Origin of the sequence: Thermonema lapsum (assembly GCF_011761635.1) — a bacterium.
Lineage (GTDB): Bacteria > Bacteroidota > Bacteroidia > Cytophagales > Thermonemataceae > Thermonema > Thermonema lapsum.
Genome location: NZ_JAASRN010000003.1, coordinates 51,346 through 67,191 on the forward strand (window position 1 = coordinate 51,346; position 15,846 = coordinate 67,191).

The 15,846-nt window shown below is 48.3% G+C and carries 16 protein-coding genes and 1 tRNA gene; 1 reads left to right on the forward strand and 16 read right to left on the reverse strand.

Going from position 1 to position 15,846, the window contains the following annotated elements; genetic code table 11:
• The 3 genes from FHS56_RS09865 to FHS56_RS09875 all read right to left on the reverse strand — a co-directional run bounded on the left by FHS56_RS09865 (position 1) and on the right by FHS56_RS09875 (position 1,532).
• Positions 1-846 (reverse strand): hypothetical protein, encoded by an 846-nt coding sequence (locus FHS56_RS09865; RefSeq protein ID WP_166920333.1) that lies wholly within the window; start codon positions 844-846, stop codon positions 1-3.
• An 86-nt stretch (positions 847-932) separates the two neighbouring features.
• Positions 933-1,289 (reverse strand): hypothetical protein, encoded by a 357-nt coding sequence (locus FHS56_RS09870; protein WP_166920335.1) that lies wholly within the window; start codon positions 1,287-1,289, stop codon positions 933-935.
• A gap of 81 nt (positions 1,290-1,370) precedes the next feature.
• Positions 1,371-1,532, reverse strand: coding sequence for a hypothetical protein (locus FHS56_RS09875; RefSeq protein WP_166920337.1), 162 nt, complete (start codon positions 1,530-1,532; stop codon positions 1,371-1,373).
• 26 nt (positions 1,533-1,558) lie between these two features.
• Between FHS56_RS09875 and FHS56_RS09880 the strand changes: the two genes are divergently transcribed.
• Positions 1,559-1,732, forward strand: a complete 174-nt coding sequence (locus FHS56_RS09880) for a hypothetical protein (protein ID WP_208409673.1) — start codon at positions 1,559-1,561, stop codon at positions 1,730-1,732.
• A gap of 113 nt (positions 1,733-1,845) precedes the next feature.
• On the opposite strand, the gene FHS56_RS09885 is transcribed toward FHS56_RS09880, so the two are convergent.
• The 13 genes from FHS56_RS09885 to FHS56_RS09945 form a co-directional block, all read right to left on the reverse strand.
• Positions 1,846-2,955, reverse strand: a complete 1,110-nt coding sequence (locus FHS56_RS09885; protein WP_166920341.1) for an alkane 1-monooxygenase — start codon at positions 2,953-2,955, stop codon at positions 1,846-1,848.
• A gap of 174 nt (positions 2,956-3,129) precedes the next feature.
• On the reverse strand, positions 3,130-4,266 hold the full coding sequence (locus FHS56_RS09890; RefSeq protein WP_166920343.1) for a DUF4837 family protein: 1,137 nt from the start codon (positions 4,264-4,266) through the stop codon (positions 3,130-3,132).
• A gap of 112 nt (positions 4,267-4,378) precedes the next feature.
• The gene (locus FHS56_RS09895) at positions 4,379-5,743 is read right to left on the reverse strand and encodes a lytic transglycosylase domain-containing protein (RefSeq protein WP_166920345.1); all 1,365 of its coding nucleotides are present in this window, start codon (positions 5,741-5,743) and stop codon (positions 4,379-4,381) included.
• Positions 5,744-5,837: 94 nt separating this feature from the next.
• Entirely contained in the window at positions 5,838-7,262 is a 1,425-nt protein-coding gene (gene gatA, locus FHS56_RS09900) for an Asp-tRNA(Asn)/Glu-tRNA(Gln) amidotransferase subunit GatA (protein WP_166920347.1), read from the reverse strand.
• Positions 7,263-7,284: 22 nt separating this feature from the next.
• Entirely contained in the window at positions 7,285-7,497 is a 213-nt protein-coding gene (locus tag FHS56_RS09905; RefSeq protein ID WP_166920349.1) for a Sec-independent protein translocase subunit TatA/TatB, read from the reverse strand.
• An 88-nt stretch (positions 7,498-7,585) separates the two neighbouring features.
• Positions 7,586-8,206, reverse strand: coding sequence for a dephospho-CoA kinase (gene coaE, locus FHS56_RS09910; protein WP_166920351.1), 621 nt, complete (start codon positions 8,204-8,206; stop codon positions 7,586-7,588).
• Positions 8,203-9,156 (reverse strand): hypothetical protein, encoded by a 954-nt coding sequence (locus FHS56_RS09915; protein ID WP_166920353.1) that lies wholly within the window; start codon positions 9,154-9,156, stop codon positions 8,203-8,205. The genes coaE and FHS56_RS09915 overlap by 4 nt, the downstream gene beginning before the upstream one ends.
• A gap of 70 nt (positions 9,157-9,226) precedes the next feature.
• Positions 9,227-9,302, reverse strand: a tRNA-His gene (locus FHS56_RS09920).
• Positions 9,303-9,364: 62 nt separating this feature from the next.
• A complete protein-coding gene (locus FHS56_RS09925) occupies positions 9,365-10,423 on the reverse strand; it encodes a branched-chain amino acid aminotransferase (protein WP_208409674.1) in 1,059 nt (352 codons plus the stop codon).
• Between the two features lie 19 nt (positions 10,424-10,442).
• A complete protein-coding gene (locus FHS56_RS09930) occupies positions 10,443-10,997 on the reverse strand; it encodes a cob(I)yrinic acid a,c-diamide adenosyltransferase (RefSeq protein ID WP_166920355.1) in 555 nt (184 codons plus the stop codon).
• 100 nt (positions 10,998-11,097) lie between these two features.
• A complete protein-coding gene (gene ltaE / locus FHS56_RS09935) occupies positions 11,098-12,135 on the reverse strand; it encodes a low-specificity L-threonine aldolase (protein ID WP_166920357.1) in 1,038 nt (345 codons plus the stop codon).
• Positions 12,132-12,845, reverse strand: coding sequence for an ABC transporter ATP-binding protein (locus FHS56_RS09940; protein WP_166920359.1), 714 nt, complete (start codon positions 12,843-12,845; stop codon positions 12,132-12,134). The genes ltaE and FHS56_RS09940 overlap by 4 nt, the downstream gene beginning before the upstream one ends.
• A gap of 3 nt (positions 12,846-12,848) precedes the next feature.
• Positions 12,849-15,842, reverse strand: a complete 2,994-nt coding sequence (locus tag FHS56_RS09945; protein WP_166920361.1) for a tetratricopeptide repeat protein — start codon at positions 15,840-15,842, stop codon at positions 12,849-12,851.
• Positions 15,843-15,846 lie beyond the last annotated feature (4 nt).

Below are 15,846 nucleotides of genomic sequence, written 5' to 3' on the forward strand. Positions count from 1 at the left end.
TTATGCTTCGTCTGTTGGTTTACCTTTCTTAATTTTTTCGTTGCTGTCAGTTGCTTTTTCTATCTCGCTCTCGTTTTCAAGGCGGAAGGTCTCATACACTTTCAGTATTGGGTGTATTTCTTTTTTACGTGCTTTGAAGTCCAAGTCCACTTCGTCCACAATGTCGGTATCGATGATTTGCAGGTCTAAAAGCTCCTCGACCAAAGGGCGCAACGATTCGAAACCAGTATCCGATACGTCCAATGCGAAATTGGATATAAATTCAATGTCGCTGTCGGCATCTGAGCCTTCAAATACAGCTTCTTCGTTTTTGAGTGCATCTGCATTTTCAATAAACAGTTCGAGCAGCTCACGAAAGGCATTTTCCACCTGTTTTGCTACACTTGGCTCATAGAAAACCGCTTGTGCCAAACCACTGCTGACTGCTAATTTAGAGAAGGGGTCTATATCGCCCTGATACAGCATATCTACATAAGTCTGAAAATGCTTTTTGGCAGAGAAAGTGATAAAGGGCCACATCTCTTCGAGCATAAAGGTGTCGCCAAAGAGAAGCTCCATGGTGTATGCATCACCGCGTAGTAGCTCCATGATCAATTGAGTGGCATGGTCGCTATGCATCTGGCGCAGCAGTAATATGGCATGCACGGGTGCCAGTCGCCCACCATCTAAAGGGAGGTCGGCGTAAAAACGAGGGCGTGAAGCCGCATCTTGCAAGATACGCAGCAAGTCCTCTTCAATGCCTTCCATGTTCAGCAAGTCCTCAATCATCTTCGGACTGACATCGTAGCCGGTAGTGAATAACTTTTCTACGGCTTTGTTTTTCACCTGAATTTCCTTTGGTATCATGATTGTTTTTTGTTGAAAAACAGCTGCAAATATACAAGATTTGAGATATTGAGATATATTGAAGGGGGCAACAGCAAGCATAGAAATTACTGCTGCACAATGTGAAGCAGGCTTTCGCGTAAGGGGCGAATACTTTGGATATTCTCAGGCGCTTGTGCCATCTGTATATCATACTCAAAGCGGCGATTGGTTTGTATGGAAGCCTGTGCCAAGGTGTATGATGCACGGGAGCCGAGTTGCTTTTTTATTTTTATGTTTTCTAAGGCTTTCGGGGTATAAAGCGTTTTGTAGATGTGGGCTTTTTGATGTATGCTCAATGCCTTACTGAAGGTTTGCACATGTGTTTTCTGGTCGATGGTGATGGATTTTACGTAATAGAGCGTGTCTTGTTGCAGCTGGAAGCGCTCTTCTATAAGTTTCTTGTTCCGCTCAAAATATTGCACGACAAATTGGATTTGTAGATGCTTGAGTATTTACGGGTCATAGAATAACCATTCATTGAGATTTTCCCAGTGGGTAAGTGTCTACTGTTTGCCACTGCGCGACAGCAGGATAAAGCATCCTGCCCAGTCGGCGACCAGATGCTCGTGTCGTTTGTTGTCTGCATTATAAAGGGCACAATAGCGTTGCAGTCGCCCTTGTTCGTTTGGGGCAGGGGAGTGCAATACAGACAAGTAGTGCTGCACGAATATGCATAGCGCCCGGTGTGAGTATGCTCCTTGCCTTCGTAGCGTTGGGTCAATATGCTACGAATGAGGTCTTCGGCATGGGGGGCGGTGGCACACAGGCGCTGCAGGTGGGCTGTATCTTGTGCCAGCGCCGCCGTATAAAAATCGTTCCAGAACTGGTGCACTTGTTTGTGTTGTGCTTGACTGCTGGTACTTAAAAGCAGCCCAAGGCATAGCATTGCAACATGCTTCACTTTTCTTACGCTACTGCTTCTTTTTTCTCTTGCCTAAGGTAAGTATTGCAGGGCAAAAATACAAACAAGGGCATGGGTTAAGCGGCAGCTGGGGGTGCTCCGTAGGTGCTTTGCCATTCGTCGAGTTTTTTGTCCATGATGCGAAACCAGAGAGGCGGCACCAGTGCCAGTAGAATCATACTAGGATAGCCAGCCGGCAGTTGGGGGCTTTCGTCGAAGTGTCGCAGTATTTGATAGGGGCGGCTGGCATAGGCGTGGTGGTCGGAGTGGCGCTGCAATTGGAAAAGGAAGAAGTTGCTTATCATGTGGCTGGCATTCCACGAGTGGATAGGGCGCACGCGTTCGTAGCGCCCATTGGGCAGCTGACGACGTTCCAAGCCGTAATGTTCTATATAGTTGACCACTTCCAGTAAGCTGAAAGCCACTATGCTTTGTGCAAAGAAGAAAGGAATGACCTCCCAGGCAAGACGATTGACCGAAGCACTTACCAACACAAAGACAAACCCCACGTAAAGCAAGGGCAGCACTACATACCAAAGCATACGATTGTGTATGCTCCAAAAGGCTTTTCTTTCTTTATTCAATCTGTTTTTTTCTATATTCCATGCACTGCGGAAGCTGCCCGCCACCGTGCGCCACCAGAAGCGGTAAAAAGATTCACCGCGTCGGGCAGTAGCCGGGTCTTGTGGAGTGGCTACATGCACATGATGTCCATAGTTGTGCTCAATGAAGAAATGCATATAACAAACCGTCATCAAGATGAGTTGTGCCATCCATTGGTCGTACCGGTTATTTTTGTGTCCCAACTCATGCGCTACGGTGATGCCAATGCCGCCAGTTACTACGCCAGTGCTCAGTGTGAAACCCAACCATTCGTACCAAGGACGGGACGGGTTCTGAGCCGCTGCCCAGCAAGCCCACATAACCAATAGTACTTGCAAGTAAGCCCAGCTGTGCGTGATGAAACGGTAATATCGCTCCGTGCTTAGGATACGTTCAAGCGATTGGGGAACGTTGTAGCGGTCTTCACCCACATAGTAATCCATGAGCGGAATGCACACAAAGGCGAAGATGAGAGGGTAGAAGTAGCCAATGCCCCCTTGATAGTAGCCAGCAATTAAAAGCACCGGTAGAATGAAGGCGCTTAAAAAGCCTATTTTTCTTATGAGTATTTTGCTCACTTTCATGGTTTTGCTCGTAGTTTTGCTTACACAATAATATAAAAACTAAACTTATAGTCCAATTTTTTTGCTAAAAAATTGAACCAAAAGTTTAGTTTTGCTCTATTAGGGACGAAAGCAAGCAAAAACCGCAACGGCAAGCGGCAGAGACTAACGAATAAAGTTCTGCTAAATTAAGGTTTATCTGAGCGCTACGGGGCTTTCTTCTCTGTTATCAAACAGTTGCACGGTGTTTAAAATACCCTTTAAGCGGCGAAGTATGGGTAGTTTTTCTCTGCTCGGGGCATAAATGTAGGCTTCTATGTAGTAGAAGTAGCCTTTATGCTCAAAGGCATAGCCTACAAATCCGCCGCCACGTCGTCGGCTTTCGAGCACCCATAAGCCTGCATACTCCCGCACGGGGATGTCGTTGAGGTGGGTATCTCTGACATGCAGGGGCACGCGCGTTTCGGTTTGCACAAAAGAGCCTTCGCGCTTGGGATTGTAGCGCAAAAAGTGCTTGCCTATACGGTCGCGGTGCTGAATGATAAAAGTAGTATCATACATTTCTTTGGCTCGAAGAGGCAGACGGCTTATCCATATGTTTTGATAGGCATTGTCAGAAACTGTGCCTATCCATATAAAGTCCTTGTCGCTCAGCACTTCTTTGTAGTTGGGGGGAAGTGAGAAGCTAAGTCCGAACTTTCGTTTGAGGGTATTCATGAGGCTGACGGCATGCACTTTGGCTCTTTGAATGCTTTCTGACATGTAAGTAGTCAAGTGGTCTTCAAAGACAAAGAGCAGCTGCTCTTGGCTGGCTTCGTCTTGTAAATAGCGTTGTAGGGCTTGGGAGTTTTTGCCTACAAGAAAAACGAGTAACTGTCCTTTGGCGTAGCGGTCGTATTGCAAAAACAGGGTGGCAGTTTGCTTGCTGGCGCTGAACTGCTGCAACTCTTCGGGATTGAGTAGGCGCAAAATGCGGCGAGTGGCAGCCGAAGAATCACTTAGGTCGGCTACAAACAACACCTGACGGAATATCTTAAAACCATCGAAATCGGGCGGCGATATGAACATGTATGTAAAAAAAGGCTCTGGTTGCGGTAGTCCTGGCACAGGCAGTTGTAGGCAATGGCGTACTTGTTCGCCAATGCCTGCTTTCCATGCGGTGGGGTCCATACTTACAAGTATTTTACCTACAGTGCCGCTGGCTGCCGGTTGGTAGGTGGGACGTGTGCCTGCTGTCTCTTTTTTTCTGCCTTGCCAAAAGATAAAAGCAACAGAGAGGGCAACCAACAAAAGTATGCCCCCCAACAAAAAGCGGTATTGAGTCTTCTTCATGACGTATGGAACTGTTTTTTCAAAAAAACAAAACTTTTGCAAAAAATGTATGTCTTCTGCTTTTGCTTCTTCATAAGGCAAAGAAGGCAGAAGACATAAAAAAAGAAGTTTCTTAGCGTATGCGCAGGCGTTGCCCTTTTACTATATTGTTCCCTTTGAGCGAGGGATTCAGCTCACGTAGTTGCTCTATGCTGAGATTATGGCGCTGAGCTATGGACCAAAGCGTATCGCCGGGGCGCACGATGTAGTAAGAGGTGTCGCTTGCCTGCGGCTGGTAAACCCAAACAATGAGGCGCTGGTTGGGATAGATATTATTGCTTCGCAAGTGGTTCCATTGTTTCAAAGCGGCAGTGCTTACTCCGTATTTCTGCGCTATTATGTTTAAGCTTTCTCCCTTTTGCACCCGGTGGTAGATAGCTTTTTGATGCGCACCCGGAGTATATGCCACCTTTTGTACTGGCACTTGTGTATTACTACTCAGTACAATATCTTCTTCCTTGATGTCTAAAATTTCTTCTTGGTGTAAGGCGTACCATTCTTTCTTATGTGCCGGAATACGCAAGACAAATTGAGAACCATAGGGGGGGGTAGCGTAGTATTTCAGTTGAGGGTTGAGTGCTTTCAAGGTATCGAGCGGTACCTCCAAGCCTTGTGCCAGCTGTTGCAGGCTTACTTTGGGGGGTACATGAATGGTGTCGCTTTTTAAAAATGGCTCTACTTCTTGGGGGTAGGGTATATTGTGCGCCTCATGATAGCGCATTACATAAACCATGGCTATGTAAAAAGGGACATAGGCACGGGTTTCGCTCGGCAAATAAGGGTATATTTCCCAAAAAGAGGTTTTATCGCCGGAACGCCGTATGGCTCTGCGCACATTGCCAGCACCGCAGTTGTAAGCTGCCAGTGCCAAATGCCAGTCTTCAAACATATTGTAAAGGTCTTTCAAAAACAGACAAGCAGCTTCGGTGGACTTGTAGGGGTCCATGCGCTCATCTATGTAGCGGTCGATGCGCAGTCCATATTCTCGTCCAGTAAAGGACATAAACTGCCATAAGCCTACTGCCGATGCCCAAGAGCGTGCCTTAGGCAGCAGTGCTGATTCTATGATGGCTAAATATTTCAGTTCTTCGGGCAGCTTATGACGGCGCAGGGCTTCTTCGAAAATGGGAAAATAGCGGGGCGCACGCTGTAGAAAACGAATGGTTTGCTGGCGGTCGTCAATGAGGTATTTTTTGATGAAACGAAGTACTACCGGGTGGTAGGTAAGCGGTATGGTTTGTTGTGCACATGCCAAGCGCTCTTTGATGAGCGCTTCATGCAGTTGGGGCACATAATCACGAAAGCGAGCATCCGCCGTATCAACCGCTTGTGGCAAAGGTATGTCTGTAGGGTAGCTGGCTTTTTGTTCTTGACCTTGTGCCCACACATATGGACCGATGATAACCAACAAGCAGCAGAGTATATGTAGTCTTTTCATAAACTTTGAACTCAAAAACTTATAGGGTGTTTTACCGGAAACACGAGCGATAAGTTACGGTAAAACACCCTATCATGCAAGAAAATAGTTAATTTTACAATAAAATACGGCTGATTTTTAGTAGCTTTTCTTCTTCAAATCGGTTGGCAATGAACTGAATACCAATAGGTAAGCCTTTTTCGTCTTTTCCGGCAGGGATGGAAATGGCAGGCACGCCTACTACGTTGGCTTGTACCGTAAACAGGTCTGCTAAATACATTTTTACCGGGTCGTCTTGGAAAGACCCCAAGGGGAAGGCAGTGTCGGGTGTGGTAGGAGTCAGCAGAAAGTCGTATTGTTCAAATAGCTTGTCTGTTTGTTCTTTGATAATACGACGCACGCGTTGTGCTTTGGTGTAGTAAGCGTCATAATAATCGGCGCTCAGTACAAAGGTACCCAGAATGATGCGCCGTTTTACTTCTTTGCCGAAGCCTTCGGAACGGGTCTTTTTGTAAAGACTCTCTAAGTCGGTAGCGTGGGGGCTGCGGTAGCCGTAGCGTACGCCGTCATAGCGGGCAAGGTTAGAGCTCGCCTCGGCAGTGGTCAGGATATAATAGGTAGGCAAAATGTATTGAAGTATAGGGAAGTCGATAATTTCGACTTCGTGCCCTTGTGCACGCAGCTTTTCAATGCTTGCTTTCATGGCTTGGCGTATGGCAGGTGCTACAGCTTCGCTTTCTACGCCTTCGCGCAAGCAGGCGATACGATATTTTGGGGTTTGCCCATCTTGCAACAGTTGAGCATAGGCAGGGACTGGGCGCTGCGATACGGTGCTGTCGTGCGAGTCGGCGCCGGCTACTACCTCCAAAGTGAGGGCTATGTCTTCGGGGCTTTTGCCTATCAAGCCGATACAGTCAAAAGAGGAAGCATAGGCGATAAGTCCCCAGCGAGAGATGCGCGAATAGGTTGGCTTTAAGCCTATTACGCCGCAAAAAGCTGCCGGCTGGCGCACCGAGCCGCCGGTATCTGAACCAATAGAGAGCTGGCACATGTCGGCTTGTACGGCTACTGCCGAGGCGCCGGAGGAGCCGCCGGGCACCCGCTCTGGGTCTGCAGCATTGCGGGTAGCTCCGTATATGGAGTTTTCGTTAGAGGAGCCCATGGCAAATTCATCGCAGTTTTGCCGCCCAATGATGATAGCATCTTCGGCAAGAAGGCGCTCAACTACCGTAGCAGAGAACTGCGACACGAAGCCATCAAGTATTTTGCTGGCGGCTTGCAGTGGGTGGTCTTGGTAGCAAATGACATCTTTTAAACCTACCACCAAGCCTGCCAACTTGCCGGCTGTGCCTGCTTTTATCTTTTCGTCTATCTGGCGGGCTCTTTGGAGCGCTTCGTCGGCATAAACGCTCACAAATACATTGAGTTGCGGGTTTTTCTCTTCTATATTCTTCAGGTAATGCCGAACGAGGGTTTCGCAATTAAGCAAACCCTCTTCTATATCGCGGCGTATTTCAGCAAGCGAAAGATAATTTTTCAAAGCGATATCTTTTTTAGGTTATTTACTTCTTGCTGTCTTCTTTTACGCTTTCTTCGATGTTTTCTTTTACCTCACGAGTAGCATCTTTGAATTCGCGGATGCCACGTCCCAGCCCGCGAGCTAATTCAGGAATGCGCTTTGCACCGAAGAAAATCAACAGAATGAAGAGTATCAGAATGAGTTCTGTGCCTCCAATGCTTCCCAAGAAGAGCAATACATTAGCCAAGCTTACCATAGTTCTAAGAGTTTTGGTTTGTATTCCCCTTTAAAACAAGACCTAAGGGGAGTTGGTGCAAAGATACAAAGCTTTTTCTAGTTTACAATCAAGTGTTTTTAGTTCTTATCTTCTTGTTTATCAGCTCATGAAGTGCCACCACCGCTGGCAGCAGTGGGCGGCTGCCGTCGTTTTCTATGACATAGTGGGCATAACGTCGCTTTTCTTCCTCGCTCATCTGCTTGGCTATGATGGCTTCGACTTGTGCTCTATTGCGGTGCGGGTCGCGCAGCAGCACACGCCGGATGCGTATTTCTACGGGAGCAGTTACCAGCACCAATAAGTCGAGTGAAGCATGTGCTCCGCTTTCTATCATAAGGGCAGCTTCGCGCACCACATAAGGCGCCTGCTTATGTGTCATCAACCATGCTTGGTAGTCCAAAGCTACCTGAGGATGCACCAACGCATTGAGTTGTTTGACGGCTTGAACATCATGAAAGACGCGTTCTGCCAAGTAAGCGTTGTTGAGTGTCCCATCGGGGGTATATGCTTCTTTGCCGAAATGTTGTATGATTTGTTCTATTAGCTCTCGTTTATGCTGCATGAGATATTTGGCGCGGCTGTCGGCGTCATACACAGGGGCATCGAAGCCTCGATGCAAAATGCGGCACACTAGGCTCTTGCCACTGCCGATGCCACCGGTGATGCCTACTTGATAGGGGTGTTTCATGGTTGTAATAGTTTGACTTGCGAAGGGGTGATTGCCTTTATCTGTATGCCGTTTAAGGAAGTTGTTACTTGTACGCGCAACGAATCGCGAGAACTGCTTTCCTCAAAAGATACCCATGCCTGTATTGCCCGCGGCGATGTTTTGAGTGCTTCCAAATCTTCGGCTTTACCGCTCAGCTGCACTTTTACTTTTGAGGGATGTATTTGCCAGTGCCCTTTTTCCGGAAAGTCTTTCAGCTCCACAGGCAGCTGCAAGGTGATTTGTTGAAAATAACCTACACGGAAGTGTAAACGGACGGCATCTGGTTGAAGCTGTATGTCTTTTTGCGAAATCAATTGACGGCTGCGGTAGGAGATATCGAAGTCTTCGTTGATGGAGAGAGCATAGAGTGGAAGCACCAACGTGTCGGGCAGCAGCTTTATTTTCTCGCTCTTACCTTCTACAATCAAATGGGAGGGTTCCACTGTCGGTGCAGATGCTATATAACAACTGTCGCAAAGCAGCTCGTTTATTTGCTCTGTAGGAGGGAGTAACCTAATTTTTTTGGTTGTCAGGCGTGAGGGTTCGTACAGTATTATGTTTTCGGGTGAGATAATAGTTATTTCTAAGTCGTCGGGAAAATGTTGTTTGATAATAGGAAGCAGGCGACGGGCTGGCAGTACATCTACATCGGAGGGTAGCGTAAAAGCGAGGGTATCAAGCAATGGGCGAAAGGAGAGACGGAGCAGGCTCCATCCGCTCCCTTTTATTTCTACTTGCACAGGATGCACCTGACTCAGTAAGCGTATGTGGAGCGTATAAGAAGTGCTGTAGGTTTTGCTAAGAGTAACAGACAACCAAAAAACAGTAGAAAGCAGCATGCATACCGCAAGAGCTTTTATATCTTGGGAAGTGAGCTGTCGAAAGGGAACAGAGAAGGCGGTCCATACTGTAAAGAGAAATTTCTTCATAAGAAGGCGCAAAACAGTCGTATCTTGGGCAAAAATAAAAAAAGCTGTGAGTTATCACAGCTTTTTTAGGGGGAGGAAGACGGGACTCGAACCCGCGACCTCCAGAGCCACAATCTGGCGCTCTAACCAACTGAGCTACAACCTCCGTGTATTTGCGATGCAAATATAGAGAAATGAAATATACGGCGCAATGGTTTTGAGGGAAAAATTATGCTTCCGGTTTCCAAATCCAGCCGTGGGTATCTTCCACACGCCCGTATTTGATGTCATCGAGGGTTTTGAGCACACGGTTGGCAAATACGCGTCCTTCTAAAGGTGGCAACTGATAGTCCTTGCCCTCGTAGCCGATGGTTACGATGTGGGCAATGGTAGCCGCCGTGCCCACGCCAAAGGCGGCACTCAAAGAACCCTCTTCCAAGTAACCAATAATCTCCTTTACGGGTACGGGGCGTTCTTCTACTTCATACCCCCATTCGCGGGCGAGTGTAAGTACACTGTCGCGGGTGATGCCTGCCAAAATGGAATCACTCAGAGGGGCGGTGATGATGCGATTGTCTTTGCGAAACATGATATTCATGGTGCCGGCTTCTTCTATGTATTCGTGTGTTTTGCCGTCGGTCCATATCAGCTGATGGTAACCTTGTTGTTGTGCCAGACGAGCAGGGTACAAAGAAGCGGCGTAGTTGCCTGCGGCTTTGGCATAACCGGTGCCGCCGGCTACAGCACGCGTGTAGTGGGTTTCTATCTTCACCTTCACCGGCTCGATGTAGTATTTGCTCACAGGGCAAGTAAAGATGATGAACTTGTACGTATTGGATGGGCGTACGCCTATAAACTCATCGGTAGCAAACATGAACGGACGGATATAGAGCGAGTAGCCTTCGCGTTGTGGAATCCAGTCTTTATCCAGTTTCAACAGCTCGCGCAAGCCCTCCATAAATATCTCTTCAGGAATGGGCGGCATGCACATGCGCTCGGCAGAACGTAGCATGCGTTTGTAGTTGTCGTAGGGGCGGAAAACCAAAATTTCGCCTTGTTCGCTTTTGTATGCTTTCAAGCCTTCGAAAATAGATTGACCATAATGGAGCGTAGCCATTGCCGGGCTGAAAGTCAAGGGGGCAAAAGGTACTATTTTACACGACTTCCATTCCCCGTCGGCATAGTCGGCAACGAGCATATGGTCGGAGAAAACATGCCCGAAACGCAGATTGTCGAAGTCCACTTCGGGCAAACGCGATTTTGCAGTCGTTTGTATTTCTATGTTCATTAGGTCGTTTATTTTTGAATTACAGCTTTGAAGGTTTCCAAGGTGTCTCGTCTATGTTGAGCTCTACATGCAACAAACGACAAAGGGCAAATAGGTAGTCCGACAAGCGGTTCAGAAAACGAATGATGCGCTCATCTACCGCCTGTTGTTGATGTAAAGCGACAACCGCACGCTCGGCACGCCGGCACACACAACGTGCCACATGGGTGTGGGAGATGCTCAGATGTCCGCCCGGCAGGATAAAATAGCGCATAGGCGGCGTGCGCTCATTGATGTCATCGATGAGCTTTTCGAGCTTGGTTATAGCGTCTTCTTCCAATGGAGGAAGTTCCATTTTATTGCGTTCGGGGTCGGCAGCAAGCAGCGAGCCAATCACAAACAGTTTATTTTGGATGTCGAGCATGATGTCCTTTCTTGCGCTGTGTTCTGGCAAGTCGCGCAGCAAGCCTATATAGGCGTTCAGTTCATCGACATTGCCGTAGGCTTCGATGCGAATATGTGATTTAGGCAGTCGTGTGCCACCCAAAATGGAGGTTTCGCCTTTGTCGCCTGTTTTTGTGTAAATACGTGCCATGGAAGGTGCATCTTAATCAGGTGAAGAGGAGGAGGCTGGTTGCCATCACGCTTGCGAATGTACAAAAAAAACTTCAATGAAAATTGTATTTTTTCTGTTTTTACTTGTGCTCTTTTTGGATACTAAAACGTGGTAGCACTTCCGACAGAAAGGAAATGTGCCCATCGTGAATATCAAGGTGGGTAACCATACGTATTGCTCGCTCGCCGAAGGTAGAAATCAGGATGCCACGTTCTTTGAGGGCGGCTTGCCACTTATGGGCTTTTAAGGGAGCCCGCAGCTCGGCAATGACTATGTTGGTTTCTACAGGATACACTTCCTGCACGTCGGGATGCGCTTGGAGCAATTCGCCCAATAGCTTGGCACGCCGGTGGTCTTCTTGTAAGCGTTCGATGTGATGTTGGAGCGCATAAAGCCCTGCGGCTGCCAGCATACCAGCTTGTCGCCAGCCACCCCCCATGACTTTGCGTATGCGGCGCGCCTTACGTATGAGTTCTTTGCTACCAAGTAAGAGGGAGCCTACAGGACAGCCCAAGCCCTTAGATAAGCACACCGAAAGGCTATCGAACAGCCGACCGAAGTCTTGTGGGTCGCTGCCTTGTGCTACAATGGCATTGAACAGTCGGGCGCCGTCGAGGTGCAGTTTTAGCCCATGCTTAAGGCACACTTCTTTGATTCGACGGATTTCATCCAAATCATAGCACACACCGCCAGCCTTGTTGACCGTATTTTCGAGTGAAACCAAACGACTGACAGGAAAATGCACGTCGTCGGGGTTGATGTGGGCAGCGACCTGTTCGGCGGTCAGGCGCCCGCGGTTGCCTTCTATTAGGCGCACCGACACCAACGAGTTGGAGGCTAAACCGCCGCCTTCATACAAGTAGATGTGCGAAAGGCGGTCGCATATCACTTCGTCGTTGGGTTGTGTTTGGGCGCGTATGGCTATTTGGTTGCTCATGGTGCCCGAAACACAAAAAAGAGCTGCTTCTACACCGAATAAGCGTGCAGCAAAAGCTTCCAGTTCATTGACGGTGGGGTCTTCGCCATACACGTCGTCGCCTACGGGTGCTTGGAGCATGGCTTCGCGCATACCCGCTGTAGGACGGCTGACAGTATCACTGCGCAAATCAACTATCATGGCAATCTCACTTTTTGCGGATTGGGCAAGTCGCTTTCAATCAAACCATCACGCAGGCGTACGATGCGTTCGGCATAACTGGCAATGTCGTCTTCGTGGGTAACCATGATAATGGTATTGCCTTGTGCGTGAATCTGGTTGAACAGCTCCATGATTTCGTAGGAAGTTTTCGAATCTAAGTTACCGGTGGGTTCGTCGGCAAGCAAAATACTGGGATTGTTGACAAGTGCTCGGGCAATAGCCACGCGTTGCCGCTGCCCGCCCGACAGCTCGTTGGGTTTATGGTGTGCCCTATCTGCTAGCCCTACATTTTCGAGTGCCTGCATGGCGCGCGCTATGCGCTCCGACTTTTTATATCCTGCATAAATCAGCGGGAGTGCCACGTTGTCAAGGGCATTCATGCGTGGCAGCAGGTTGAAAGTTTGAAACACAAAGCCTATTTCTTTATTGCGCACCTCTGCCAGTTCGTCTTCGTTCATTTGACTCACATCCTTTTGGTTAAGGAAGTAACGTCCCGAAGTGGGCGTATCCAAACAACCAATGATATTCATGAGGGTGGACTTGCCCGAGCCGGAGGGTCCCATAAAGGCTACATATTCTCCTTTCTTTACTTGTATGTTGATGTCTTTAAGGGCTTCTACCTGTTGGGTGCCCATGATATACACCTTTCGAATATGCTGCATTTCGATGATGGTGGGCGTATCGCTCATAACTTATTGGGTTCTTTGCTCAAGAAACGCTTGTTGTTTTTCATAAATTGCCTGAAACTCCCGGAAATCTTTTTCGGGCATCAGGCGCTGCAAGTTTTTCAGTTCTTGTTCGGCATAGGAAGTGGCACCGATGCGCAACGCTTGCAGTACATATGCCTTTGTCAAGGGGATGGAGTTTTCGTTTTGACGCAAAGCTGTGATGAGCAAATGGTAGGCTTCCATTTCTTTGCCTTCTGCATTGAGCAATGCTACAGCACGTAAGTAAGCAGGGGCGTAAAAAGGCAGCGCTTCGTTGCTGCGACGATACCATTGCAAAGCTTCTTGGGTCTGTTTTTTCGATTCTGCTAACACGCCTTGCGCATAATATACATACAGACGGTCGAAAGCAGACATTTGGCTTTCGTAGCTTTGTATGAGTTCGGCTAAGCGTGCCACTTGGGCTGTTTCGGCGGCTTGCCGTATAGCAAGCTGTGCATACAGGCTCTTCAGCCAAGGCGCCTGCAGGCTTTGAGGAGGTGCTATCAGGTATTTGCTGGCTTCTTGCAGTTGCCCAGCTGCCAGCAGGCGTTCTGCCCAGTGGTATTGTGCCCATAGCTTATACTTGGGGCTCTGCAAGTAGTCGAGGTATTCATGCAGCTTGTCGGGCGCTAAGTCGTTGCGGTAATACAAGAAAGCAAAGGTTTTCCATTCTTCCCAGTCGGTGGAGGGGGCAGCCGCTTGCAGTACTTCCGGCATAGCATCTATGAAAGCTTGCATGTACGCCAAAGGCTGTGCCTTTTGTGTTGCCAGCAGCTTCCACCATGGCAATGCTTCTTGTATCTTACCTTGGGCTGTAAGTGCCAGTGCCAGGGTGAGCTGAGCCTTGGGCTGTCCCAAACTGGCGGCGTAACCTACGGCTTGGGCAGCTGCTTCGTAATTGCCATGTTCTATGTACCAAGCTGCCAACAAGGGCGCATGCATTGCCCCACCTTGTGTGAGGCTGCGCAGCGCGCTGAAGGCGTCGCCGCAACGTTTGGACCCGTAGTAAAGATAAATAGCCTTGGCGAGCAGCAGTTCCTGCCCAAAGGCTTCACGCCATGGTATGTAGGAAAGGCAGCGTTCGAGGTAGGTCAAGGAAGGGGGCTCGTTGCCGCTGTTGATATGCGCCAGAGTATAATTTGCCAAATACATGCTTTCGGCATAGGTGAGGCTGCTGTCTTTAAACCATTCTTCTTTAAAAGGAAGTGGCAAGCTATCGCCGGTGCGTAGGGCAGCTAAATAGGCATTGGCTAAGGCAGCGGGCTCTTCTGTGGTAGCGAGCAGCTTATGGGGGATGGCTTCCTTCCCAAGAGGATGACGCCCCAGAACAGCTGACAAGTTGGCTGCAAACAGTTTGCTGCCCAAGCCTGCTTTTTGGGCTTTTTCAAGATAGAAAAGAGCCGAGTCAGCAATCCCAAAATGAGCGTAAGCCAAAGCGAGGTTATTATAGAGGCGATTGGAATGAGGAAACCATCGGCTGCCTTCTTTCAGCTTTTCAATTGCTTGGATAAAAAGTTGTCGTTCGGCATATTGGGCGGCTACTTTCAAAAAGCTTTGCTCCAAAGGCTCTTGTTCCATGTTGTAGAACAGAGCATTTAGATATCCTTCGGTGTTTTTTTTGCTAAGCTCTATAAAGGCAAGGGCATAGTGTACGTGTGGGTTTTTGGTATTGTAACGATTGGACAGCCCGTAGTAAGTAGCAGCAAAGTCAGTGTCGCCGTTTAGCAGGTAACTGTCGCCTGTCAGTGCATAATAAGCAGCCTGTATGCGATTGATGGGGGTAAGATAGCCCGTATAAACCAATATAGTGATGATAAAGAAAGCTATCCCGCGGGCAAGGTAGTTGGGAATAGCATGCTGGCTTTCGTCTTGATAGAGTATATCGTACAAATTGGCTGATTGGCTGCGGCGGTAGTTGACAAACACATAGAGCCAAGTAACAAGCCCAAAGACAGAAAAACTCAGCAAGACCACGACTTGAAAGGCTTTTTGCAGAGATGCCTCACCTATTTGGTAGGCGTAGGCTTGCACACCTACGCTGATGGTTGCCAAGACGAGATACAGCGCTTTGCTTTGTGAAGGTGTGGGGCATATCTTTCGCCAAGCCGGTGACTTATCAATAAAGAAAAAGCCGGCGGTTAGTGCAAGGAGCATCCACACATTCGTATGGATGAGCGCCCAGTCAGTAGAGAACCAATGCATGTGCTGAGCAAGCAGCAAGCCCAAGTTCAACAGATACAGAAGGGTAAACCATGAGAAGTGCTTTAAATTGCTTTGAGTGTCGGCAGCTTCGGAGCGCCCAGTGAGGGCAAGCAGGGCATAAGGAATTTGCGCAGAGATTAAAAATATGAATATCAAGGCGATGCTTAAAGGCACCCAAAGGCTAAAATGCGCAGCAAAGGCAAGGGGGGCAGGGTAGGTACTGCGCAGCATAATGAGTGCAAGGAAGGCAGCATGTAGGGTAAAAAACACAATGAAGCGCTGCAAAAAGCTACTTCTTGGCTTGCGTTTTTGCATCCACCAAAGCAGGGCAGGTGTGGCAACACTCATGCCAATGACCAAGGCTATGGTAGGGAAAGGCAGGCGCAGTTTCAACAGAGGCAGGGATGAGAGTGCGTAATACAAAACAGCTATCAACGAAGCGCCCATCCACTGTTCTCGTTTCATGGCACCGACAAGTGCAAGCAGGAGGCTCAACGCCACCACCCAGCCCCATGAAAACAACAGGCTATAAAGGGGCGAGAACTGCCATTCTTTTGCATTGAACAATTGTTCGTAAACGGGGTAGTCCACCTCTACGGGCAGCAAGAAGAGTCCCTCTTGTAGCTGCTCTAATGGCAGCGTAATGAAAGCCAGCTGTTCGTCTATGGTGAAAGGAAGCTGCAATTCAAAACCAGAAAGCCACCCGTGCAGCAAAAGAACGATACAGGTGGCTAAAAGGAAGAATAAAAAATAAGAAAGAATGGTTTGACGCTGCATAGGG